Source organism: Chromobacterium sp. Beijing, assembly GCF_021496765.1.
In the GTDB taxonomy this organism is placed as follows: Bacteria; Pseudomonadota; Gammaproteobacteria; order Burkholderiales; family Chromobacteriaceae; genus Chromobacterium.
Genome location: NZ_CP053750.1, coordinates 5,189,050 through 5,211,121 on the forward strand (window position 1 = coordinate 5,189,050; position 22,072 = coordinate 5,211,121).

A 22,072-nucleotide genomic window follows, 5' to 3' on the forward strand; every position below is an offset into this window, starting at 1 on the left:
CATGACGACTTATGTAAAAGACGCGCACGAAGCGCACGACGACCACGAGCACCACGACAGCGGTTCGCAAACCGTGTTGGGCTTCTGGTTCTACCTGATGACCGACTGCATCCTGTTCGCCAGCGCGTTCGCGGCTTACGCCGTGCTGTTCCGCAATGTGGCGGAAGGCGTGTCCGGCAAGGAGATCTTCGATCTGCAATACGTGCTGGTGGAGACCGCGGCGCTGCTGCTGTCTTCCATCACCTACGGCTTTGCGATGATCGCCGGTCAGAAGGGCAATAAATCCGCGGTGCTGGGCTGGCTGGGCATGACCTTCCTGTTCGGCGCCGCCTTCATCGGCCTGGAAATCAACGAATTCCACCACCTGATCTCCGAGGGCCACGGCCCGCAGGTCAGCGCCTTCCTGTCGGCCTTCTTCGGCCTGGTGGGCCTGCACGGCCTGCACGTGACCGCCGGCCTGATCTGGATGGCGGTGATGATGGTGGAAGTGGCCAAGACCGGCCTGACCGGCCGCGCGATGACGCGTCTGAACTGCCTGTCGCTGTTCTGGCACTTCCTCGACATCGTGTGGATCTGCGTGTTCACCGTCGTCTACCTGAAAGGAGCCATGGGATGAGCCAGGCACATCAACACGCCGCCCACGGCAGCGTGAAAAGCTATCTGATCGGCTTCCTGCTGTCGGTGGCGCTCACCGCCATTCCGTTCTGGATGGTGATGGGCGGCGCCTTCACGCCGCAGGCGACGGCGATCGGCATCTTCGCGCTGGCGGTGGTGCAGATCGTGGTGCATCTGAAGTATTTCCTGCACCTGGACTTCAGCAAGGAGGGCAAGCTCAACACCTTCTCCTTCCTGTTCACCGGCATGGTGATCGTGCTGCTGGTCGGGCTGTCGATCTGGATCATCTACACCGCCGACGCGCTGATGATGCGCTGAGGCGGGTTTGAGAGAGACCGTCTTGACATTCAAGCGCTATCTGCAGGTGACCAAGCCGGGCATCATCTTCGGCAACCTGATCTCGGCCGTCGGCGGTTTTCTGCTGGCGGCCCAGGGCCGGGTTGACTGGAGCTTGTTGCTGGCCACCCTGGCCGGCCTCTCGCTGGTGGTGGCGTCCGGCTGCGCGATCAACAACTGCATAGACCGGGACATCGACGCCAAGATGGCCCGCACCCGCAAGCGGGTGCTGGTCACCGGCGCGATGAGCGCGCGGGCGGCGTTGGCCCATGGCCTGCTGCTCGGCCTGGCCGGCTTCTACGCGCTGTGGCGCTGGACCAATCCGCTGGCCTTCGGCTGCGTGCTGTTCGGCTTCGTCATCTATGTGGGGGTGTACAGCCTCTATATGAAGCGCCATTCGGTGTACGGCACCCTGGTGGGCAGCTTGTCCGGCGCGGTGCCGCCGGTGGCCGGCTACTGCGCGGTGACCGGCCGTTTCGACGCCGGCGCGGCCATCCTGCTGCTGATGTTCTGTCTGTGGCAGATGCCGCATTCCTACGCCATCGCCATCTTCCGCCTGCAGGATTACCAGGCGGCGGGGATTCCGGTGCTGCCGGTGGTCAAGGGCATTTCCAGCGCCAAGCGCCAGATCGTGCTCTACATCCTGGCCTTCGGCGCCGCCACCGCGATGCTGGCCTTCGGCGGCTACGCCGGCTACGGCTATCTGGCGGTGGCCGGGGCCACCAGCCTGTGGTGGCTGAAGATGGCCTTGTCCGGCTACAAGCGCAGCATCGACGACCGCGTCTGGGCGCGTCAGCTGTTCTTCTTTTCCATCATCACCATCACCGCGCTGTCGGTGATGATGGCGGTGGATTTCCGGCAGCCGGAGCGGCAGCAACTGGCCGGTTTGAGCGCGTCCGCGCAGTCCTGAACGCCAGCAAGCCAAGACAAAGCGCGGGCCGTGGCCCGCGCTTTTTTCATGGCTGAGCGGCTAGAGCGCGATCAAACGTCGTCGGCCGCGACGCTGGCCAGCAGCTGGTCGGCGGCGACGATGTCGCCCACCCGGCAGTGCAGCGCGCTGACGACGCCGGCGCGCGGTGCGTAGATGCGGTTTTCCATCTTCATCGCCTCAACGACGGCCAGCACCTGATTGGCCTCCACCCGCTCATTGACCGCCACCGGCAGCGCCACCACCGTGCCCGGCATCGGCGAGGCCACTCGCTGGCTGGCGTCGGCGTCCGCCTCGGCGGCTTCCGGCTGCTCCGCCTGCAAGCGCAGGCGATGGCCGCCCACCGTCAACTCCATGTCGTCGCCGCAGGGCAGGGCGCTCCATTGCCGCCCGTCCACCTCGCCGCGCCACAGCTCGCTGTCGCGGCGCAGTTCCACGCGCAGGCTCCGCTCCGCCACCGCCGCGCGGACCTGGGCGCCTGAGCGTTCCAGCAAGCGCGCCTGCCAGCGGGAGGCGCCGGCGCGATAGCTCAGCCGGCCCAAGGGCGCATCCGGGGCCAGCGCGGCGCGGTCGTGGGGGCCGATGCCGCCCTGCCAGGGCGAGGACGATTCGACGCAGGTCAGGGTCAGTTCGACGGCGGCGGCGCAGGCGACGGCCTCGGCCAGCGGCGCGGCTTCCGGCGCGGCGGCGAGCTGGTCGACCAGATGGGTGTCCAGCTGGCCGGCCCGCACCCGCGGCTCGCGCAGCAGCCGCTCGATGAAGCCCAGATTGGTGCTCAGGCCCGGCAGCGCGGTGTCGCGCGCGGCGGCTTGCAGCGCGTCCAAGGCCGCGGCGCGGCTGCCGCCGTGGGCGATCAGCTTGGCCAGCATCGGGTCGTAGAAAGCCGGCACCTCGCCGCCGTCGCCGTCGAAGGCCGCGTCCACGCGGCAGCCTTGCGGCCAGCGCGCCAGCAGCGCCTTGCCCGGCATGGGCGCGAACTCGCGCAGCGGGTCTTCGGCGTAGACCCGGCACTCGATGGCGTGGCCGTCGGCGCGGATCTCCTCCTGGCGCAGCGGCAGGGCTTCGCCGGCGGCGACGCGCAACTGCCACTCCACCAGGTCCAGTCCGGTGACGGCCTCGGTGACCGGGTGCTCCACCTGCAAGCGGGTGTTCACCTCCAGGAAATAGAACTGGCCGTCCGGCGCCAGGATGAATTCAAAAGTGCCGGCGTTTTGGTAGCCGATGGCCGCCGCGCCGCGCACCGCGGTGTCCAGCAGCGCGGCGCGGGTGGCGGCCGGCATCGCGCAGGCCGGCGCCTCCTCGATGATTTTCTGGTGGCGACGCTGCAAGGAGCACTCGCGTTCGAACAGATGCGCCACATTGCCGTGGCGGTCGCCGAACACCTGCACTTCCAGGTGGCGCGGCCGCGCGATATAGCGCTCCACCAGCAGCCGGCCGTCGCCGAAGCTGGAGCGGCCGACGCGCACCGCGGCGTCCACCGCCTCGCGCAGCGCGGCTTCTTCCCACACCACTTGCATGCCCTTGCCGCCGCCGCCGGCCACCGGCTTGAGGATGACCGGATAGCCGATCTCGGCGCAGCTCTCCAGAATCAGTCCGTAGGACTCGGTGGCTTCCGCCGAGCCCGGCGTCACCGGCACGCCCGCCGCCGCCATCAATTGGCGCGCGCGCGCCTTGTCGCCCATCTGGGCGATGGTGTCGGCGTCGGGGCCGATGAAGACCAGGCCGGCGGCGGTCACCGCGCGGGCGAAGTCGGCGTTTTCCGACAGGAAGCCGTAACCGGGATGGATGGCCTCGCAGCCGCTGTCCAGCGCCGCGGCGATGATGGCCTCACCGTTCAGATAGCTGGCGCTGGCCGGGGCCTCGCCTATCCAGCGCCGCTCCGCGGCCCCTTCCAGGTGCGCGGCGCCGGCGTCGGCCGTGGAGTAGACGGCGACATGCTCGATGCCGAGCCGCCGGCAGCTGCGGGCGATGCGGCGCGCGATCTCGCCGCGGTTGGCGATCAAAATTCGTTTGAACATGGTGTTTACATCCTGAATACGCCGAAGCGGGTGTCTTGGACCGGGGCGGCGGCGGCCAGCGCCAGGCTGAGCGCCAGCCATTCTCGGGTCTGGGCCGGGTCGACGATGGCGTCCACCCACATGCGGGCCGCCACGTACAGCGCCTGGCCCTGGCGCTCGTAGGCGTCGCGGATCGGCCGCTTGAAGTTTTCCTCTTCTTCCGGCGTCCAGGCCTTGCCCTGTTTTTCCAATTGCTCGGCGCGGATCAGCGCCAGCACCGTCGCCGCCTGTTCGCCGCCCACCACCGTGGTCTTGGCGTTGGGCCACATCGCCATCAACTGCGGGCCGATGGCGCGGCCGCACATGGCCAGATTGCCGGCGCCGTAGCTGCCGCCGATCAGGATGCTGAACTTGGGCACGCGGGCGCAGGAGGCGGCGTTGACCATCTTGGCCCCGTGTTTGGCGATGCCGCCGGCCTCGTATTCCGCGCCCACCATGAAGCCGTTGATATTGTGCAGGAACAGCAGCGGAATGCCGCGTTGGGCGCAGAGTTCGATGAAGTTGGCCGCTTTTTGCGCGCTTTCCGAGAACAGCACGCCGTCGTTGATCAGCACGCCCACCGGATAGCCGCCGATGTGGCCGGTGCCGCACAGAATGGTGGCGCCGAAACGGGCGCGGTATTCGGCGAAGGCGGAGTCGTCCAGCAGCCGGGCCAGGATTTCCCGCGCCGGAATATGCTCGCGCGGGTTGGCGCTGACGATGCCGGCCAGTTCCGCCGGATCGTAACGCGGCGGTTGCGGCGCTTGCGGCGGCGCGTACTGCCGGCCGCGGCCGCGGCGCGCGACGATGTCCCGCATCAGCCGCAGCGCGTGTTCGTCGCTGAGCGCGTAGTGATCCGCCACCCCGCTGTCGCGGGTGTGCACATCGGCGCCGCCCAGGGTTTCCGCGTCCACGATCACCCCGGTGGCGGCGCGCACCAGTTGCGGGCCGCCCAGGAAGATGGAGCCGTTGCCGCGCACGATGATGGTTTCGTCGCTCATCGCCGGGATGTAGGCGCCGCCGGCGGTGCAAGAGCCGAGCACCGCCGAGATCTGCGGCAGGCCCAGCGCCGACATCTCGGCGATATTGCGGAAGATGCGGCCGAAGTGCTGCTCATCCGGGAAGATGTCTTCCTGCAAGGGCAGGTAGACTCCGCCGGAATCCACCAGATAGAGGCAGGGCAGGCCTTGCTCTCGGGCGATCTGCTGGGTGCGCAGATGCTTGCGCAGCGTCAGCGGGTAATAAGTGCCGCCCTTGACCGAGGCGTCGTTGGCGAACACCGCCACCGCGTGGCCGGCGACGATGCCGATGCCGGTGACGATGCCGGCGCAGGGCACCGCGTGCTCGTACACGTCGTGGGCGGCCAACTGGCCGATCTCCAGAAAGGGCGTGCCGGGGTCCAGCAGCAGGGATAGGCGTTCGCGCGGGGACAGCTTGCCCTTGGCCGCTTGCTTGGCGCGCGCCTCCGGGCCGCCGCCTTGCAAGGCGGCGTCGCGGGCGGCGGCGATGCGCTCGCGCAGCTGGCGGTAGGCTTCGGCGTTGCGTTCAAACGTCTCGCCGGAGGCGGGAACGCGGGATTCGATACGGGACATGGAAGAGCTTCCTCGATTCAGGCGGCGCGCGCGCGCACCTTGAACAGCACTTGCGACAGGGTCAACAGGCCCAGGGCGGCCACCGCCAGCGTCCAGGTGCCGTCGTGATGCAGCAGCACCGAGACGGTGGCGGCGATGCCGGCCAGCCCCTGCTGCAGAAAGCCGCACAGCGCCATTGCGTGCGCGCCGTGCTCCTTGGCGTCGCTGACGGCGGTGGCCATGCTGTTGGGGAACAGCACCGCCTGGCCGAAAATGGTCAGGCAGTAGAGGCCGATGAACAGCCACAGGCCGGGCAGACGCTCCAGCAGGCCCAAGTGCCAGCCCAGCAGCATGGCCAGCGTGGCCGCGGCCAGCAGCGCCGCGCCGGCGCGCATCAGGCGCAGCCCGCCCACGCGGGCCACCAGGCGGTTCACCACCATGGCGCCGCTGAAATAGGACAGGCCGATCAACAGTCCGACGTTGCCGAAGCCGGCCACCGCCAGGCCGAAGTGCTCCTGAAACACGAAGGGGCTGACCTCTTGCAAGGTCACCGTGGTGGCGAAGCCCAGGCCGCCGGCGCAGGCCGGCCACAGAAAGCCGGGCCGGCGCAGAATGCTCCAGTACGGGCTGGGGCCGGAGGCCGCGGCGGCCGGGCGACCGGCTTGCAGCGGCAGGCCCATGGTCAGCAGCGCCGCTACGGCGCCGGTGACCGCCATCAAGGCGAAGCCGGCTTCCCAATGACTGTATTTGCCGATCAGGCCGCCGATGAACTGGCCGCCGCCCAGCGCGGTGATGAAGGCGATGGAGAGCACGGACAATTTGCGCGCCAGATCGTCGCCGCGCCAGTGATCGCGCACGATGATGCGGGCGATGATGGCCGCGCCGCCGCCGGCGATGCCCTGCGCCACCCGTAGCGTCAGCAGCTCCGCGGCGTTGGACACGAAGGCGAGCAGCAGGCTGCAGACCACGAACAGCGCCAGCGAAATCAGCAGCGGCCCACGCCGGCCCCAGCGGTCGGCCGCCGAGCCCCAGAACAGCACCGGCAAGGCCGCGCCCACCACATAGCCGGAAATCGACATCTCCACCAGGCTTTGGCTCATCGCCAGCTCCCGCATCACCGCCGGCAGCGAGGGCAGATACACGGTGGTGGCCATCTGCGCCATGAACACGATCAGGCAGGCCAGCGCCATCAGCCGGCCGGCCGGCTGCGCCAGCGCCGCGGGCGGCGCGGTCAGGGTTTTCTCATTCATGGGCGGCTCGCAACTGATTGAGGCAGGCGGCGAAGCGTTCGATCTCCTGCGTCGTCATATTGGCGCGGATCATGATGCGCAGGCCGGCGCGGCCCTTGGCGATCACCGGGAAGAAGATGGGCGAGGTGTAGAAACCGTCTTCCAGCAAGCTCTTGGCGTAGAAGATGGTGTTTTCTTCCGAGCCGATGGAGACGAAGCGGATGGGCAGCGGTTCGCCGCTATTGTCCGAGGCCACGTGCTGGTCGAACAGGCGGATATTGTCCTGCAGCCGTTGTTGCAGACGCGGCAGCTCCTCGGAGCGGTGAATGGCCGCCGACTGGATGATGGCGCCCAGGCCGGCGGTGTTGATGCGTTGCGACCAGGTCACCGGCCCGCCGAAGCGGGTGGCCAGCTTGCGGCGCTGGGCGTCGTGGCGCGGGCCCAGGAAGATGGCGCCGCCGGACGCGCCGAAGCCCTTGTTCAGCGAGGTGACGATCAAGGTGCGCTCATTGATGCCGCCCATGGTTTCCAGCACCAGGCCGCGGCCGTGGCGGCCCAGCGTGGACAGGCCGTGGGCTTCGTCGAAGAACAGGAACAAACCGTATTTGTCCTGCAACGCCAGCAGCTCCGGCACCGGGGCCATGCCGCCGGTGCTGTAGACCCCGTCGGCGACATAGGCCACGCGCGCATGGGTCTTGCACAGGTCTTCCAGCGCGTTCAGATCGTTGTGGCGTATGGTCTGGATCTCGGCCTCGTCGGCGCAGATCGGCTTCATCATGTTCAGGCAGAAGTGGGCGTTCTTGTCGAACACCATCAAGGGCGGCACGTCTTCGGTCAGCGCGCCGGAGGCCAGCAGGGGCAGGGCGGCCGCGGCGGCGGCGGCGCAGGACGGCACGGTCAGCGTTTCCGCGTCCAGCAGCTCCGCCAGCGCGTCCTCCGCCTGTTGCAGGATGTCGAACTGCACCCGGATGCGCGAAATCGAGGTGTTCAACGAGCCGGTGTTCAAGACCGCGTCCGCCGCCGCCTGCAGGATGTCCGGGTGCGAGTCCAGGCCCAGATAGGAATAGGACGACATATTGACGAAGCGCTTGCCGTTGGCCACCGCCTCATGGCGGCCGTCGCCCAGGTTGCGGGTGACGATATTGGCCAGGCCGGCCTGGGTGGTGATGTCCCAGAAGCTGTTGCTCAACTGGATGGCTTTTTTGATATTGGCGTGTTGATGCATGTTTCCCCCCTCGTATGGTTTGACGGCGGCCGTCAAGGCCGCCTCGTCCGGCCTATACCCGTTCCAGAATCAGCGCCAGGCCCTGTCCCACGCCCACGCACATGGTGCACAGCGCGTAGCGCTTGCCGCCGGCCTGCAGCTGCGCGGCGGCGGTCAGCGCCAGCCGGCTGCCGCTCATGCCCAGCGGGTGGCCCAGCGCGATGGCGCCGCCCTTGGGGTTCACCCGTTCGCAATCGTCGGGCAGGCCCAGCGCGCGGGTGACCGCCAGCGCCTGGGCGGCGAAGGCTTCGTTCAGTTCGATGACGTCGATGTCCTCGATGCCGAGGCCGGCCTGGCGCAGCGCCTTGCGGCTGGCCTCGATCGGGCCCGCGCCCATGATGCGCGGCGCGATGCCGGAGCTGGCCGAGGCCAGCACCCGCGCGCGCGGACGCAGGCCGTGGCGTTGCGCCGCCGCGGCCGAGGCGATGATCATCGCCGCCGCGCCGTCGTTGACGCCGGAGGCGTTGCCGGCGGTGATGCTGGATTCCGGGCCGAACAGCGCCTTGAGCTTGGCCAGCTCCTCCAGAGAGGTCTGGCGCGGATGCTCGTCGCGGCTGACGATCAGCGGGTCCTGCTTGCGGCGCGGGATCGTCACCGGGATGATCTCCTCGGCGAAGAAGCCGGTTTCCAGCGCGGCGAAGTAACGCTGCTGGCTGCGCAGCGCGAAGGCGTCCTGATCCTGGCGGCTGACGCCGAATTCGCGCGCCACGTTCTCCGCCGTGGCCGGCATGGTGTCCACGCCGTATTGTTTCTCCATCGCCGGATTGACGAAGCGCCAGCCTATGGTGGTGTCGTAGATCTGCATGTCGCGGCCGAAGGCTTTGTCCGATTTCGGCATCACGAAGGGCGCGCGCGACATGGACTCTACGCCGCCGGCGATCAGCAGCTCGGCCTCGCCGGACTTGACGGCGCGCGCCGCCAGCGCCACCGCGTCCAGGCCGGACGCGCACAGGCGGTTCACGGTCAGGCCCGGGACGCTCTCCGGATAGCCGGCCAGCAGCAGGCTCATGCGGGCCACGTTGCGGTTGTCCTCGCCGGCCTGGTTGGCGCAGCCCAGGATCACTTCGTCTATCGCCGCCGGGTCCAGGCCCGGATTGCGCTCCAGCAACGCGCGCAGCGGCGTCGCGGCCAGATCGTCGGCGCGCACGCCGGACAAGGCGCCGCCGAAGCGGCCGATGGGGGTGCGCACGGCGTCGCAGATGAAAGCGTCGGTCATCGCGGTCTCCTCTCAGCTCAAGCTGGTTTGCGGTTGCAACAGCGCGGACAGCAAATCGCGTGCGGCGTCGATCTCGTCGGCGCAAACGTGGTGGGGCATGTCCGGATAAACGCGGAAATCCACCTCGGCGCCGGCGCGGCGGAAGGCCTCGGCGCTGCGTTCGATGCGCTCCAGCGGCATCCAGCTGTCGCTGTCGCTGGTGCCGAAGAAGGCCGGGAAGTCCAGCGCGGCGGACGGCGCGCCCCAGACCGCCTCGTCGGGGCCGAACAGGCCGCCGGAGAAGGCGATCAGCCCGCCTATCGGGCGTGGGCGGCGATAGATGAACTCGGCGGCCAGGCAAGCGCCCTGGGAGAAGCCCATCAGCACGATCCGGCTGTCGGCGAAGCCGTAGCCGCGCAGTTCCTCGATGGTGGCCTCGACGCAGTCCAGCGCCTGGTCCAGCGAGGGCTGATTGCTGTCCAGCGGCGCCATGAAGCTGTGCGGATACCAGGTGCGGTCCTTGGCGATGGGCAGAATGTAGGCGACGTCGGCCAGGCCGATGGCCTCGCCGTTCTTGTAGGCGTCCTGGGCGCTCTGGCGGCGGCCGTGCAGCAGCACCACGGCGAGCTTGGCCTGGTTCAGCGGCGCGCCGTAGATTTCCAGGCCGTGTTCTTTATGCGGATTGGGATCGATCGTGCTCATGTAGTGTGTCCTTTAGTGGATGCCCAGAATTTGCTTGGCTTCGGAGGGGAGGCGACCTCGCGGCCGACTTCGCCGGCCAGGCGCGCCAGGCGCTCCACCAATTGGGCGTTGTCTCGGGCCAGTTCGCCGTAGCGGTAATAGACGTTGTCTTCCAGGCCGGTGCGCACATGGCCGCCCAGCAGCAGGGTGTGCAGATTGATCGCCAGCTGGTGTTTGCCTATGCCCAGCGCCGACCACACGCTGTCCTGCGGAATGCTTTCGACGAAATGCAGCAGGTTTTTGCAGGTGGCGGCCGCGCCGCCCTGTATGCCCATGGCGAAGCTGAAGCACAGCGGGCCGCTCAGATAGCCGTCTTCCTGCAGTTTCAGCGCCTCGCCGATGATGCCCTGGTGATAGACCTCGATCTCCGGCTTGGCGCGGTATTCGCGGATGTCCAGCGCCAGCGCGCGGGCCAGTTCAGGCGGATTGATGAAGGGCTTGCTGCCGTGGTTGACCGAGCCGCAGTTGAAGGAGGCGATGTCCGGACGGAAGGACAGATGGTTCCAGGCTTCCTTCTTCTCCAGCTGCGGCGGCAGATTGAGGCCGGAGGTGCTCAGATTGATCAGGATGTCGCAGCGCTCGCGGATGCGGCGGACGATATCGCCGTAGATGTCCGCGTCGTAGCTGGGCGTGCCGTCCGGGTTGCGGGCGTGGATGTGGACCACCGAAGCGCCGGCGTTCCAGCATTCATAGGCGGCCTGGGCGATTTCTTCCGGCGAAAACGGCACGCCGGGATGTTTCTGCCGGCTGGTGATGCCGCCGTTGACGGCGGCGGTGATGATGAGTTTTTGCATGGTGGGAACGCTCATGTGAATGAAAGAGGAAAAAGCTGCGGTGTTCAGATCTTGTCGCCGACGGGCGCGGTTTGCGGCTGCGCGGCGGCGTCCGGGCGCTTGGACACCAGATAAATGCCGACGCCGATCAGCACGCCGCCGATCAGCTCATGCAGCGACAGCGAATAGCCGAAGGCGGCGAAGGAAATCAGGGTGGCGAACAGCGGGGACAGAAACAGGAAACCGCTGGTGCGCACCGCGCCGCCCAGGTCCAGCGCCATGAACCACAGCGCCATCGCGCCGGTGGTGGCCGGCAGCGCCAGCCACAGGAAGGCGGCCAGCACCCGCTCGCTGTGAGGCAGCGTCGGGACTTCGCCGCCGGCCCAGGCCAGCAGCGCCAGGCAGGCCGAACCCACCAGCATCTGCCAGAAGGTCAGCGCCCAGACGTTGATCACGATGCGGCTGCCCTTGATCACCAGCGTGGACGCCGCCCAGCAGGCCGCGCCGCACAGCACCAGCGCGTCGCCGGCGCCGAAGCCGTCCAGCTTGTTCAGGCCGATGCAGACGGCGACGCCGAAGAAGGCCAGGACCAGGCCGACGGCGGCCAGAGAGTGGATTTTTTCCTTCAGCGCCAGCCGCGACATCAAGGCCACGATCAGGGGGGTGCAGGCCATCAGAATGGCGGCCTTGGCCGGGGTGGTGCTGCGCAGCCCGATATTGAGAAAGCCCATCGATCCGGCGGTCTGCAACAGGCCGATCAAGGCCAGCACGCCCCAGGGGCGAGGGCGGACGAAGGCGCGCGGATAGCGGAAGCGCTGCCACAGCAGAATGGGCACGATGCCGGCGGCGGCGGCGGTGAAACGCGCCACCGCGGCCCACAAGGGCGGCATTTCCGACAACACGATCTTGGAGGTGGGAAAGGTGGAGCCGAACAGAAAGGTGGCGGCCAGAATCAGCAGCCAATAGCGTTTGGCGTCGTAGTTGGGATGGGACATGGTCACCTGGCCAGACGGCGGTTTCAATAGCCATTTATCATATTGAAACGGTTTGGTTCAGGCTTCTTGCAAGCGGACAATTGCTGCTTCAAAACGGACAATCATGCTGCGCTGCGGCAAAGCCGTGTCGGCGCGCGGGTCCGCGGGGCGGAAAAGAGGCGGTTCAAAGCCTCGCTCTTGTCGGCGGGGCTTTGAACCGCGGATGGGATCAGGAGAAGTACTGGCTGGGGGCCGCGTTCATGATGCGGCGGAACATTGAGGAAAACGCGCCGGGCGTTTCATAACCCAGATCGGAGGCGATCAGGGTCACCGGCTCGCCGGCGCCCAGCCGCGGCAGGGCCGAGATCGCGCACACTTGCTGACGCCAGTACAGATAAGACACGCCCAGCTCCTGCTGGAACAGCCGCGCCAGCGTGCGGCTGGACGCGCCCACCAGTTCCGCCCATTCGTTAAGCCCGCGCCGGTCGCCGGGATTGGCCAGAATCGCCGAGCACACCCGCTGCAAACGCTGATCGCTCAGCGGCGGCAGCGGCAAGGCCGTTTCCCCCGACCATTCGATTTCGTCGATCAGCACGTCCAGCAAGCGGCCTTCTTTTTGATCGGCGTGGGGAATGCCGCGCGTGCGCATCAGGCGGATGATGAGTTCCCGCATCAGCGGCGAAATGGCGATGGCTTTGGAGTGGCGCGGCAATTGCGCCAGATAGTGCGGGGACTGGATGTACAGGGTGCGCAGCGACACCGTGCCGCGGGCGCGCATGCTGTGCTCCACCGCGGGCGGCATCCAGACGCCGCGCTGCGGCGGCACCAGCCACAGACCGTCGGCGGTGGACAGTTCCATCACGCCGGAAACGGCGAAAATCAGCTGGCCTTCGCGGTGTTGGTGGCGGCCGACTTGATGACCGCTGGGAAAGTCCTTGGACATGCTCCACGCGGCGAAGTCCGGTAGGACGGCGTTGGATTCTATGGCCATGCGCTTGCTTTCTTATTTGAGGGTAGCCCGGTTCCGCGCGGCTTGCGGCCCTGTTGTGCGGGCGTCTTCAGCCGTCGGTTCAGGCTCATGATACTGCAGCGCACAAAATATTCATACAGTATAAATTGTGTCTATTTCAATGCGAATGCCTTGGAGCGGCGGAGCCGCCCGCCGCAGGGACAAAAGAAAACACCGCGGCCGGAGGGCCGCGGTGCGCAGGAGGAGGGTTAAGAAGAGCGATGCTTCGTCAGAAGCTCAGCCCAAAACCGCGCGCGTAGCGCAGCGCGCCCGGCTGGCCGTTTTCGTCCAGCGCGTGGATGGCCACCGGCAGCTTGCCGCCGGGCGGGTTCGCGCCCAGCATCACGTCCACCAGCGCCGGCATGGAGGGCCCGCGCAGGCCGTTCTCATAGCCGTAGTAGGCGTAGGTGGCCAGCGTGGCGTCGGCCAGATCGTCGTAATTGATCACGTCGTAAGGCGCGCGCAGGGTCACGTGGATCAGCTTCTTGCCTTGCCGCTTGGCGTATTCCATCGCATTGCGCATTTGCTGCGCCTCGCTGAGCGGCGGCGCGGACAGGCTGCGGGCGAAGCGGGTCCGGAGCGCGGGCAGGTCTTCCGCCACATTGAAGACCAGGGAACCGTTGCCGGCGGCCGGCGCCGGCTCGGCCTGCAGGCTGCGCTTCATCCGCGGCGCGATGGCCGGCGCGTTGGGGTCGCCGTTGCGTTCCACCGGGCTGACGCCGGTGGCCAAGGTGCCGATGACGACCACGTCGGCCTGATCGATCGCCTGTTTCTGCGCTTCCCACGGCGTGGCGCTCAATTTGGCGCCGCTGACCTGGCGATAGCCTTTTTCATCGAAGCGACGGCGCATCGCCTCGGCCTGTTCGCCCCAGGGCGTCAGGATGAAGATGCGCTGGCTGGGCGAGCGCAGCGGCAGCGCCGCGCCCTGATTGCGCAGCAGGGTGATGGATTGCCGGGTGATTTTAGCTTCCACCGCGCGGTGTTCCGCGCCGCCTATGGTGCTCAGCGCCGGCAGCGGCTTGGCTTCGCCGGCCGGGGTGACCTCGTTGCGCAGCTTCATCGCCACGATGCGCCGCGCCGAGCGGTCCAGTTCGGCGCGGTCTATCCGACCGTCCGCCACCGCGGCGGCCACCTGGTCTATCAATTGGCGCAGCCGGCCGGCTTGCGCGGCGGTGCGGAACTCCGTGGGCATCAGCGCGATGTCCACATCGGCCTGGAACACCTTGATCACCGCGTCGGCCTGCTCGAAGAAATCGCTGATGCCCTTCATGTCCAGCGCGTCGGTGACGGTGACGCCCTGGTAGCGCATCTCGCCGCGCAGCAGATCGTGCTGGATTTTGCGCGACATCGTCGCCGGCGCGATCATGCGTTCGCCGTTGCGGGCGGTGATTTGGCTGCTGTCCAGCGCCGGGTACTGGATGTGGGCGGTCATGATCATCTCCGGCGGCTGACCGGAGGCGATGGCCTGGCGGTAGGGCGCCAGGTCGATGGCGTAGGCGTCGGCGCGCGACTTGTTCACCACCGGCAGGCCGTAATGGGAGTCGGTGGCGGTGTCGCCGTGGCCGGGGAAGTGCTTGAAGGAGCCAATCACGCCTTGCTCGCGCATGCCCTGCGTCGTGGCCTGCCCCAGCAGGCTGATGGTGGCCGGATCGTCGCCGTAGGCGCGGACATTGATGACCGGATTGAGCGGATTGCTGTTGACGTCCACGTCCGGCGCGAAGTTGACGTTGAAGCCGACGGCGCGGATCTCGGCGGCCAGCACCCGGCCGGAGTCGCGGGCGAGGCCGCTGTCCCGCGTCGCTTCATAGGCGGCGCCCAGCGCCATATTGCCGGGGAAGCTGGTGGCCAGCGGGCGCGGCAAGCGGAAGACATTACCGCCCTCCTGGTCAGAACCGATCAACAGTCCGATCGGGCTGTTCTGCGGCCGCGCCCGGCGGATCTGCTCGGACAGACGGCGGGTTTGCTGCAAATCGCTCAGATTGTTGGCGAACAGAATCACGCCGCCGATGGCGTTGTCGCGCAGCGCGCGGCTGGCGGCGTCCGGCAGTTCGGTCATGCCGGCGGTGCAGGCGGGCTGATCGTCCGGGCACCAGTAACGGAAGGCCATCATGATTTTCTGGCCGATCTTCTCGCGGACGCTCATCTGTTCGACGATGCGCGCGGCTTGCTGCTCGACGCTGGGCTGCTCAAGGCAGCCGCTCAGCAGCGCTGGCAACAGCATCAGCGCCGGCAGGCGCAGGGAAAGTGGTTTGGACATGGTTCAACCTTGTGCTGAAGTGGAGGCATCCGGAATGACGGGCAGGCCCGTCTTGCCGCTGGCGACGCAGGTCCGGCGGCGAGGCCGGACCTGCGGACAGCCGTGGAGGCTGGGTTCTCTTTTTGTGAACATATTCATTTGTGAATGGTTTTTGTTAGTAATGAATTGCGCGTCGGACGCCCCTGCCAGGGCGTGCTCGGCGCGAAGAAGCGCTCGCCAAGACTAAAGCTTATGAAATTCAATTTTTGAAAAAGTTGCCTGCGGCGAGGAATTGCCTGGGGCTGTGCGACGCATCTACTTGATTGCTCGGCGTTTTTGTCTCAATGCTTGACCCTGGATCGGCTACGGGAGGATAATTCATGCCTTTTTTCAAACGCTTAGCGCGATGGCGGGCCGGCTGGCCGCCGACGCTGAGCGGCGATTGGCTTTCGGGTGGATAGGGATACGATGCAGGACAGCGGAGTGAAGCATTCTAGGGTTCAGGAAAGCGGCGGCCTGCCGCCGCGCCGGCTGTCGGTGGCGCCGATGCTGGATTGGACCGACCGTCACTACCGCTATTTCGCGCGTCAGATCACCCGGCATACCTGGCTCTACACCGAGATGGTCACCACCGGCGCGCTGCTGCACGGCGACGTCGAACGCCATCTGCGTTTTGACGAGGCGGAGCACCCGCTGGCGCTGCAACTGGGCGGCAGCGAGCCGGCGGAGCTGGCGCGTTGCGCCAGGCTGGCGGCGGAATGGGGCTACGACGAGGTCAATCTGAACGTGGGCTGCCCGTCGGAACGCGTGCAGAAGGGCGCTTTCGGCGCCTGTCTGATGGCCGAGCCGCAATTGGTGGCCGACTGCGTCAAGGCGATGCGCGACGCGGTGTCCATCGACGTGACGGTCAAGCACCGCATCGGCATCGATCGCATCGAGCATTACGATTACCTGCGCGACTTCGTCGAGCAAGTGGCGGACGCCGGCTGCCGCACCTTCATCGTCCATGCGCGCAACGCCATCCTCAAGGGCCTGAGCCCCAAGGAAAACCGCGAAATCCCGCCCCTGAAGTACGATTACGTCTACCGGCTGAAGCGGGAACGCCCGGATCTGGAAATCCTGATCAACGGCGGCGTCAAGAATCCGGCCGAGATCGACGAGCATCTGCGCCATGTGGACGGCGTGATGGTGGGGCGCGAGGCCTACCACAATCCCTGGCTAATGGCCGATTGGGACCAGCGCTACTACGGCGCCGGCGCCGCGCCGGAGCGCGAACAGGTAGTGGCCGCGATGATGCCCTATGTGGCGGCGCGCCTGGCCGAGGGCCACAAGACGCGCAATATCGCCCGCCACATCCTGGGCCTGTTCCAGGGCATTCCCGGCGCGAGAAACTGGCGGCGCATGCTGTCCGACGCCAAACTGCTGGACGGCGCCGACGAGCGTCTGCTGCAACAGGCCTTGGAAGCGACGCTGGGCGCCGCCCGCCGCGCGGAATCAACAGAATAAACCGCCTGGCCGCCGCGGCCAGGAACGGATTCGCGGCGCCGGAGTCTGCTGTAGCAAGGCGAGAGCGCTGTTCTTGCTGAGGCAGGGCCCGACGCCGCCATATTAAGAACGTGTTGACGATCCAAGGAGCAAGCGCGAGACAAGGCGGAAGCCGCGCGTGGCGCAAGAGCGTCTCGACGCCGCGTCAGCTCCCGCGAAGCGCTGCGGATCGTGAACAGGTTCCAAGTCGCGGGACTTCCCAAGGGGGAGCCCGCCATGGCGGCTTGCCGCCTTTTCTGTTCGCCATGCTGGTCATGGCCGTCTGGAGGTGAATCTGAATTGAAACCGCTGAAGCTTGTCCTATTGTCCTCCATCCTGTCGTCCGCCGTCTGGGCCGGACCCAAGGACGTCTTGCACATCTATAACTGGAGCGGCTCCTTGTCGGACGCCATCCTCCGCCAGTTCGAGAAAAGCTGTGATTGCCGCGTGGTGCAGAATTACTACGGCGACAATGAGGAAATGCTGGCCAAGCTGGCGGCCGGGGCCAAGGGCTACGATATGGTGTTTCCGTCCAGCTTCGTGATCGAGGCGATGAGCAAGCAGAAGCTGCTGCGGCCGCTGGATCACGCCAAATTGCCGAATCTGAAGAATGTCGACCCGGCCTATTTGTCCCAAAGCTACGATCCGGGCAACCGCTACACCGTGCCCACGGTGCTGTCGCTGACTTCGGTCGGCTACAACGCGGAGCGTCTGCAGAAACTGGGCATCGACCCGCACAGCTGGTCGGTGATCTTCGATCCCAAGGTGCTGCAGAAGATCAAGGGCAAGGTCACGGTGCTGGACAGCTCGCGCGAGGTGTTCGCCGCCGCGCTGTTCTACCTGGGCAAGAACCCCAACACCGCCAGCCAGGCCGATTATCGCGCGGCGCAGGCGGTGATCAAGCAGGCCAAGCCCTACTGGGCCACCTTCTCCAACGCCAGTTATCTGAAAGAGCTGGCGGTGGGCAATATCTGGGTGTCGCTGGGCTACTCCACCGAGTTCTTCCAGGCCGCCGAGGACGCGCGCCAGGCCAAGCGCCGCTTCCGCATCGCCAATGTGGCGCAGAAGGAAGGCAATGAGCTGGGCGTGGACACCATGGCGGTGCTGGCCAGCGCCAAACGCCCGGACCTGGCGCATCAGTTCATCAACTTCATGCTGGACGGCAAGAACGCCGCCCAATTGACCAACCTCAACGGCGCCACCAATCCGGTCAAGACCGCCGCGCCCTTTTTCCGCGCGGATTTGAAAAGCCATCCGGTGATCGATCCGACGCCGGACACCGTGAAAAAATGGACGGTGTTGCGCGAACTGACGCCGGCGGAGCGGCGCTCGCTGGCGCGGATGTGGACGGAAGTGAAGGTCAGCCGTTAAGCTTGTTTTGAGCAAAGTCTGCTGCGCGTCGGCGATACGGCGTTGAAAACCGCTTCGAAATGCTCATGTACCACGTGTACATTCCGCTTTCTCAGTGGTTTTCGCCTTGTCTCGCTCTAGCTCGCTAGACTTTGAACAGGCTCTTAGCATTTGAGCAAAGTCTGCTGCGCGTCGGCGATACGGCGTTGAAAACGGCTTCGAAATGCTCATGTACCACGTGTACATTCCGCTTTCTCAGCCGTTTTCGCCTTGTCTCGCTCTAGCTCGCGAGACTTTGAATAAGTTCTTATACTTATGTCCGCAGCCCCGGCGTCGTCGGGGCTGCGTCGCATTCGATGGAGTTCTCATGTTCGACAAATTAGTGATGGCCAGCAACAACGCCGGCAAGTTGAAGGAATTCGCCGCGCTGATGGCGCCGCTGGGCATACAAGTGATTCCGCAGGTGGAACTGCAAGTGCCGGAATGCCCGGAACCGCACCACACCTTCCTGGAAAACGCGCTGGAAAAAGCGCGTCACGCCAGCCGCGTGAGCGGCTTGCCCGCGCTGGCCGACGACTCCGGCATCTGCGTCGAGGCGCTGTCCGGCGCGCCGGGCGTGTACTCGGCTCGCTACGCCGGCGAACCCAAGTCCGACGCCGCCAACAACGCCAAGCTGGTGGCGGCGCTGCAGGGCGAGGCCAATCGCCGCGCCTGGTATTACTGCGTGCTGGTCTTGGTGCGCCACGCCGACGATCCGCAGCCGCTGGTGGCGGACGGCATGTGGTTCGGCGAAGTGCGCGACGAGGCGGCCGGCGCCGGCGGCTTCGGCTACGACCCGCATTTCTGGCTGCCGCAGCACGGCTGTAGCGTGGCGGAGATGGACGCGGCGGAGAAAAACCGCGTCAGCCACCGCGGCCAGGCGCTGCAAGCGCTGCTGGCCAAGCTGCGCGCGCTGGCATGAAGCGGGTCCCTTCGTTCAGCGCCCGGCCGGCGCGGCTGGAGCCGCAAGGAGCCGCGACGTGCAGGTGAGCAAGATTTCGCTGTCCGCGCTTGGGCTGGGCGGTCAAGTCGGCTTGAAAGAGCTGCCGCCGCTGTCGCTCTACATCCATTTCCCGTGGTGCGTGCGCAAATGCCCGTATTGCGACTTCAACTCGCACGAGCCCAAGAGCGGCTTCGACGAGATGGCCTATGTCGACGCCTTGCTGCGCGATCTGGAATTCAGCCTGCCCGAGGTCTGGGGCCGTCCGCTGAGCAGCATCTTCATGGGCGGCGGCACCCCCAGCCTGTTCTCGCCTCAGGCGATGGACGCGCTGCTGGCCGGCGTGCGCGCGCGTATGCGGCTGCAGCCGGACGCGGAAATCACCATGGAGGCCAATCCCGGCACCTTCGAGGCCGAGCGTTTCCGCGGCTACCGCGAGGCCGGCATCAACCGGCTGTCCATCGGCATCCAGAGCTTCAAGCCGGCGCATTTGCAGGCGCTGGGCCGCATTCACGACGGCGAGGAAGCGCGTCGCGCCATCGACATCGCGCTGAGCCACTTCGACAACGTCAATCTGGACCTGATGTACGCGCTGCCGGGGCAGACCCTGGACGAAGCGCTGGCCGATCTGGACACCGCGCTGTCCTACGGCATCACCCATCTGTCCGCCTACCATCTGACGATAGAACCCAACACCCTGTTCGCCGTGGAGACGCCGCGCAATCTGCCGGACGACGAAGTCTCCGCCGACATGCAGGAGGCGATCGAAGCCCGGCTCGCCGCCGCCGGCTTCGAACATTACGAGACCTCGGCCTTCGCGCGGCCGGGCCGCCGCGCGCGCCACAATCTCAACTACTGGCAGTTCGGCGACTATATCGGCATCGGCGCCGGCGCCCATGGCAAGATCAGCAGCCATGCCGGCATCGTGCGCCAGATGCGCTACAAGCAGCCGGCCGCCTACCTGCAGGCGGTGGCCGAGGGCAAGCCCTTGCAAAACAGCCGCAAGGTGGGGCGGAGCGAACTGCCCTTCGAATTCATGATGAATCTGCTGCGGCTGACCGAAGGCTTCGAATTGCGCCTGTTCCAGGAGCGCACCGGCCTGCCGCTGTCCGTCATACAATCCGCCTTGACGCAAGCCGAGGCGCAAGGCCTGATCGCGCGCGACGCCGTGATGTTGCGGCCCACGCTCAAGGGCCAGCGTTTCCTCAATGATTTATTAACCCTGTTCCTGAAAGAAGGAGATGAATAATGGCTAAGGAAATCATCCACACCGACAAGGCTCCGGCCGCCATCGGCGCATACTCGCAAGCCGTGAAAGCCGGCAACACCGTTTACCTGTCCGGCCAGATCCCGCTGGACCCGGCCACCATGAACGTGGTGGAAGGCGGTTTCGCCGCTGAAACCCATCAAGTGTTCAAGAACATGAAGGCCGTGTGCGAAGCCGCCGGCGGCAGCCTGGACCAGATCGTCAAGCTCAACGCCTATCTGACCGACCTGTCCAATTTCGCCACCTTCAACGAAATCATGGGCCAGTACTTCAGCCAGCCCTTCCCGGCGCGCGCCGCCGTCGGCGTGGCCAGCCTGCCCAAGGGCGTGTTGGTGGAGGCGGAAGCGGTTCTGGTACTCTGAGAACCTGTTCAAAGTCTGCTGCGCTTCGGCGATACGGCGTTGAAAACCAGCTCAAAATGCTCATGTACCACAAGTACATTCCGCTTTTTCGCTCGTTTTCGCCTTGTCTCGCCCTTGCTCGCGAGACTTTGAACAGGCTCGGAGCACCGACTGCTCCAAATGTCAGACCACAAGGCGGCCCAGGCCGCCTTTTTTCATGTTAACTATCCGTGTCCCCCATCTTCGTCGCGGAGGTCGCATGAGAGTCCGGATCGCGCTATTGCTATTGCTGCCGGGCCTGGCCTGGGCCCAGGTTTACAAATGTCGGAGCGCGGACGGCCGGCTGGCCTACAGCGATCGGGCTTGCGCCGACGGCGGCGCGGCGGAAACCTTCCAGCCGCCGCCGCTCAATGTGGTGGAGCAAGACGAGAGCCAGCGCCGCGAGGCGGCCAAGTACCAGGACCAAGGCCGGCGCTGGGCCGCCGACGAGGCGCGCGAGGCCAGGCGGCGCCAGGCGCAGCAACGCCGCGACGAGCGCGCGCAGGCGCGGGAACTGGACAAAGTGCGCAGCCGCTGTCATGGTCTGGAGCTTCAGCAACGGCGCTTGCGGCAGTCCGCGGCGGCGGCGCCGGCCAGGAAATCCCTGGCCGAGCGCTTGGCCGGCGTGGAAGAGAAACTGGCCGCGGCGGCGTGTCATCGATTCCAGGAGGGGGCATGAGCGGGTATTCGTTCGAATTGGTCAATGTGTTCGCCGAGGAGCGCTTCGGCGGCAATCCGCTGGCGGTGTTCACCGACGCCAGCGGGCTGGACGAGCGCGAGATGCAGCTCCTGGCCAGACAGATGAATCTGTCGGAAACCGTATTCCTGTTTCCGGACGGCGAAGCGGCGGCGCGCTTGCGCATCTTCACGCCCAGCCAGGAGCTGCCCTTCGCCGGCCATCCCACCCTGGGCGCGGCGGCGGTGCTGCACTGGCGCGGCGAACTGGATTCCCGCTTTCAGTTGCGCACCAACGCCGGCCTGATCCCCATCCTCCACAGCGACGGCGTTTACACCTTGCGGGCGAATCCGCCAAGCGCGCGCGACGCCGGCCTCAGCCGCGGCCAGGCCGCGGCGATGCTGGGGCTGGACGAGGAGGACATCGCGCTGGAGCCGACATGGGTGGACACCGGCAGCGAACAATTGCTGATTCGCGCCGCCAGCGCCGGCGCGGTGCTGCGCGCCCGGCCGGTGCACGCCTTGCTGTTGCGCGACGCCACCTTGCGGCCGGGGCGCAGCGTCGCCTATCTGTGGCATGAGGACGGCGGCGTCGCCACCGTGCGGCTGTTTTTCGAACAGCAGGGCGCGGTGCTGGAAGATCCCGGCACCGGTTCGGCCTGCGCCAATCTGGGCGGCTGGTGCGCGCTCAACGGTCTGGGGCCCTTGCAGTGGCGGGTGGAGCAGGGCGCGGCGCTGGCGCGGCCCAATGTGCTGCATCTGCAAGTGGACGCCGCGGGCGATATCCTGGTGGGCGGGCGGGTGTTGCGGATAGGCCGCGGCGAGATCTCCCTGTGAGTTGCATCGTCCCTCGTTTCCATTCTTGACGTCGGCATTGGCTGTTGGCATCCTAGAGCCGCTGCTCCAAACCAACGTTTCTTTTCGGCGTGCCGGCGGTTCCGGGGCGGCGTTCAGATAATTAAAAGGCCGCTGCGGCCGCCCGTTCGCGGC

The 22,072-nt window shown here is 66.5% G+C and carries 20 protein-coding genes; 10 read left to right on the top strand and 10 right to left on the bottom strand.

Features of this window, described 5'->3' with window-relative positions; all coding sequences use genetic code 11:
- Position 1 precedes the first annotated feature (1 nt).
- The 3 genes from cyoC to cyoE are packed head-to-tail and all read left to right on the top strand — an operon-like array spanning position 2 to position 1,861.
- Entirely contained in the window at positions 2-616 is a 615-nt protein-coding gene (cyoC, locus tag HQN78_RS24340) for a cytochrome o ubiquinol oxidase subunit III (RefSeq protein WP_166452675.1), read from the top strand.
- Positions 613-933, top strand: coding sequence for a cytochrome o ubiquinol oxidase subunit IV (cyoD, locus tag HQN78_RS24345; RefSeq protein ID WP_107800426.1), 321 nt, complete (start codon positions 613-615; stop codon positions 931-933). The genes cyoC and cyoD overlap by 4 nt, the downstream gene beginning before the upstream one ends.
- 22 nt (positions 934-955) lie before the next feature.
- On the top strand, positions 956-1,861 hold the full coding sequence (gene cyoE / locus HQN78_RS24350) for a heme o synthase (protein ID WP_227104783.1): 906 nt from the start codon (positions 956-958) through the stop codon (positions 1,859-1,861).
- A 71-nt stretch (positions 1,862-1,932) separates the two neighbouring features.
- Here the strand turns inward: cyoE and HQN78_RS24355 are convergent, their stop codons facing one another.
- The 10 genes from HQN78_RS24355 to HQN78_RS24400 all read right to left on the bottom strand — a co-directional run bounded on the left by HQN78_RS24355 (position 1,933) and on the right by HQN78_RS24400 (position 14,928).
- Entirely contained in the window at positions 1,933-3,897 is a 1,965-nt protein-coding gene (locus HQN78_RS24355; protein ID WP_235086950.1) for a biotin carboxylase N-terminal domain-containing protein, read from the bottom strand.
- A 5-nt stretch (positions 3,898-3,902) separates the two neighbouring features.
- Positions 3,903-5,507: a carboxyl transferase domain-containing protein gene (locus HQN78_RS24360; RefSeq protein ID WP_235086952.1), complete on the bottom strand. Its 1,605-nt coding sequence runs from the start codon at positions 5,505-5,507 to the stop codon at positions 3,903-3,905.
- Positions 5,508-5,524: 17 nt separating this feature from the next.
- On the bottom strand, positions 5,525-6,736 hold the full coding sequence (locus HQN78_RS24365; RefSeq protein ID WP_235086954.1) for an MFS transporter: 1,212 nt from the start codon (positions 6,734-6,736) through the stop codon (positions 5,525-5,527).
- A complete protein-coding gene (locus HQN78_RS24370; protein WP_235086956.1) occupies positions 6,729-7,940 on the bottom strand; it encodes an aminotransferase class I/II-fold pyridoxal phosphate-dependent enzyme in 1,212 nt (403 codons plus the stop codon). The genes HQN78_RS24365 and HQN78_RS24370 overlap by 8 nt, the downstream gene beginning before the upstream one ends.
- A gap of 52 nt (positions 7,941-7,992) precedes the next feature.
- Positions 7,993-9,195: a 3-oxoadipyl-CoA thiolase gene (gene pcaF / locus HQN78_RS24375; protein ID WP_235086959.1), complete on the bottom strand. Its 1,203-nt coding sequence runs from the start codon at positions 9,193-9,195 to the stop codon at positions 7,993-7,995.
- A gap of 12 nt (positions 9,196-9,207) precedes the next feature.
- Complete coding sequence (locus tag HQN78_RS24380; RefSeq protein WP_235086962.1) at positions 9,208-9,876, bottom strand: alpha/beta hydrolase; 669 nt, start codon at positions 9,874-9,876, stop codon at positions 9,208-9,210.
- Positions 9,873-10,709 (bottom strand): 3-keto-5-aminohexanoate cleavage protein, encoded by an 837-nt coding sequence (locus HQN78_RS24385; protein WP_235086965.1) that lies wholly within the window; start codon positions 10,707-10,709, stop codon positions 9,873-9,875. The genes HQN78_RS24380 and HQN78_RS24385 overlap by 4 nt, the downstream gene beginning before the upstream one ends.
- A 44-nt stretch (positions 10,710-10,753) precedes the next feature.
- Complete coding sequence (locus HQN78_RS24390) at positions 10,754-11,683, bottom strand: DMT family transporter (RefSeq protein WP_235086967.1); 930 nt, start codon at positions 11,681-11,683, stop codon at positions 10,754-10,756.
- Positions 11,684-11,891: 208 nt separating this feature from the next.
- Positions 11,892-12,653 (bottom strand): helix-turn-helix domain-containing protein, encoded by a 762-nt coding sequence (locus tag HQN78_RS24395; RefSeq protein ID WP_199225921.1) that lies wholly within the window; start codon positions 12,651-12,653, stop codon positions 11,892-11,894.
- Positions 12,654-12,900: 247 nt separating this feature from the next.
- Positions 12,901-14,928, bottom strand: coding sequence for a glycoside hydrolase family 3 protein (locus HQN78_RS24400; RefSeq protein WP_235086969.1), 2,028 nt, complete (start codon positions 14,926-14,928; stop codon positions 12,901-12,903).
- Positions 14,929-15,390: 462 nt separating this feature from the next.
- Here HQN78_RS24400 and dusA point away from each other — a divergent pair, with 462 nt between their 5' ends.
- The 7 genes from dusA to HQN78_RS24435 all read left to right on the top strand — a co-directional run bounded on the left by dusA (position 15,391) and on the right by HQN78_RS24435 (position 21,919).
- Positions 15,391-16,413: a tRNA dihydrouridine(20/20a) synthase DusA gene (gene dusA, locus HQN78_RS24405; protein ID WP_255701200.1), complete on the top strand. Its 1,023-nt coding sequence runs from the start codon at positions 15,391-15,393 to the stop codon at positions 16,411-16,413.
- A 318-nt stretch (positions 16,414-16,731) separates the two neighbouring features.
- On the top strand, positions 16,732-17,802 hold the full coding sequence (locus HQN78_RS24410) for a PotD/PotF family extracellular solute-binding protein (RefSeq protein WP_107800417.1): 1,071 nt from the start codon (positions 16,732-16,734) through the stop codon (positions 17,800-17,802).
- 346 nt (positions 17,803-18,148) lie between these two features.
- Entirely contained in the window at positions 18,149-18,742 is a 594-nt protein-coding gene (gene rdgB, locus HQN78_RS24415) for an RdgB/HAM1 family non-canonical purine NTP pyrophosphatase (RefSeq protein WP_107800416.1), read from the top strand.
- 79 nt (positions 18,743-18,821) lie between these two features.
- Positions 18,822-20,009 carry a radical SAM family heme chaperone HemW gene (hemW, locus tag HQN78_RS24420; RefSeq protein WP_256477427.1) on the top strand — a complete coding sequence of 396 codons (1,188 nt, stop codon included), beginning with the start codon at positions 18,822-18,824 and terminating at the stop codon, positions 20,007-20,009.
- The gene (locus tag HQN78_RS24425; RefSeq protein WP_043642167.1) at positions 20,009-20,389 is read left to right on the top strand and encodes a RidA family protein; all 381 of its coding nucleotides are present in this window, start codon (positions 20,009-20,011) and stop codon (positions 20,387-20,389) included. Before hemW ends, HQN78_RS24425 begins: the two co-directional genes overlap by 1 nt.
- Positions 20,390-20,627: 238 nt before the next feature.
- Positions 20,628-21,086, top strand: a complete 459-nt coding sequence (locus tag HQN78_RS24430; RefSeq protein WP_235086972.1) for a DUF4124 domain-containing protein — start codon at positions 20,628-20,630, stop codon at positions 21,084-21,086.
- Positions 21,083-21,919: a PhzF family phenazine biosynthesis protein gene (locus tag HQN78_RS24435; protein ID WP_235086975.1), complete on the top strand. Its 837-nt coding sequence runs from the start codon at positions 21,083-21,085 to the stop codon at positions 21,917-21,919. Before HQN78_RS24430 ends, HQN78_RS24435 begins: the two co-directional genes overlap by 4 nt.
- The last annotated feature ends 153 nt before the right edge of the window (positions 21,920-22,072 follow it).

What these genes read in the sequence shown, in the direction of transcription:
- cyoC (WP_166452675.1), top strand. Translation starts at nt 2, where the DNA reads ATGACGACTTATGTAAAAGACGCGCACGAAGCGCACGACGACCACGAG.
- cyoD (WP_107800426.1), top strand. Translation starts at nt 613, where the DNA reads ATGAGCCAGGCACATCAACACGCCGCCCACGGCAGCGTGAAAAGCTAT.
- HQN78_RS24355 (WP_235086950.1), bottom strand. Translation starts at nt 3,897, where the DNA reads ATGTTCAAACGAATTTTGATCGCCAACCGCGGCGAGATCGCGCGCCGC.
- HQN78_RS24360 (WP_235086952.1), bottom strand. Translation starts at nt 5,507, where the DNA reads ATGTCCCGTATCGAATCCCGCGTTCCCGCCTCCGGCGAGACGTTTGAA.
- HQN78_RS24365 (WP_235086954.1), bottom strand. Translation starts at nt 6,736, where the DNA reads ATGAATGAGAAAACCCTGACCGCGCCGCCCGCGGCGCTGGCGCAGCCG.
- HQN78_RS24370 (WP_235086956.1), bottom strand. Translation starts at nt 7,940, where the DNA reads ATGCATCAACACGCCAATATCAAAAAAGCCATCCAGTTGAGCAACAGC.
- pcaF (WP_235086959.1), bottom strand. Translation starts at nt 9,195, where the DNA reads ATGACCGACGCTTTCATCTGCGACGCCGTGCGCACCCCCATCGGCCGC.
- HQN78_RS24380 (WP_235086962.1), bottom strand. Translation starts at nt 9,876, where the DNA reads ATGAGCACGATCGATCCCAATCCGCATAAAGAACACGGCCTGGAAATC.
- HQN78_RS24385 (WP_235086965.1), bottom strand. Translation starts at nt 10,709, where the DNA reads ATGCAAAAACTCATCATCACCGCCGCCGTCAACGGCGGCATCACCAGC.
- HQN78_RS24390 (WP_235086967.1), bottom strand. Translation starts at nt 11,683, where the DNA reads ATGTCCCATCCCAACTACGACGCCAAACGCTATTGGCTGCTGATTCTG.
- HQN78_RS24395 (WP_199225921.1), bottom strand. Translation starts at nt 12,653, where the DNA reads ATGGCCATAGAATCCAACGCCGTCCTACCGGACTTCGCCGCGTGGAGC.
- HQN78_RS24400 (WP_235086969.1), bottom strand. Translation starts at nt 14,928, where the DNA reads ATGTCCAAACCACTTTCCCTGCGCCTGCCGGCGCTGATGCTGTTGCCA.
- rdgB (WP_107800416.1), top strand. Translation starts at nt 18,149, where the DNA reads ATGTTCGACAAATTAGTGATGGCCAGCAACAACGCCGGCAAGTTGAAG.
- HQN78_RS24425 (WP_043642167.1), top strand. Translation starts at nt 20,009, where the DNA reads ATGGCTAAGGAAATCATCCACACCGACAAGGCTCCGGCCGCCATCGGC.
- HQN78_RS24430 (WP_235086972.1), top strand. Translation starts at nt 20,628, where the DNA reads ATGAGAGTCCGGATCGCGCTATTGCTATTGCTGCCGGGCCTGGCCTGG.
- HQN78_RS24435 (WP_235086975.1), top strand. Translation starts at nt 21,083, where the DNA reads ATGAGCGGGTATTCGTTCGAATTGGTCAATGTGTTCGCCGAGGAGCGC.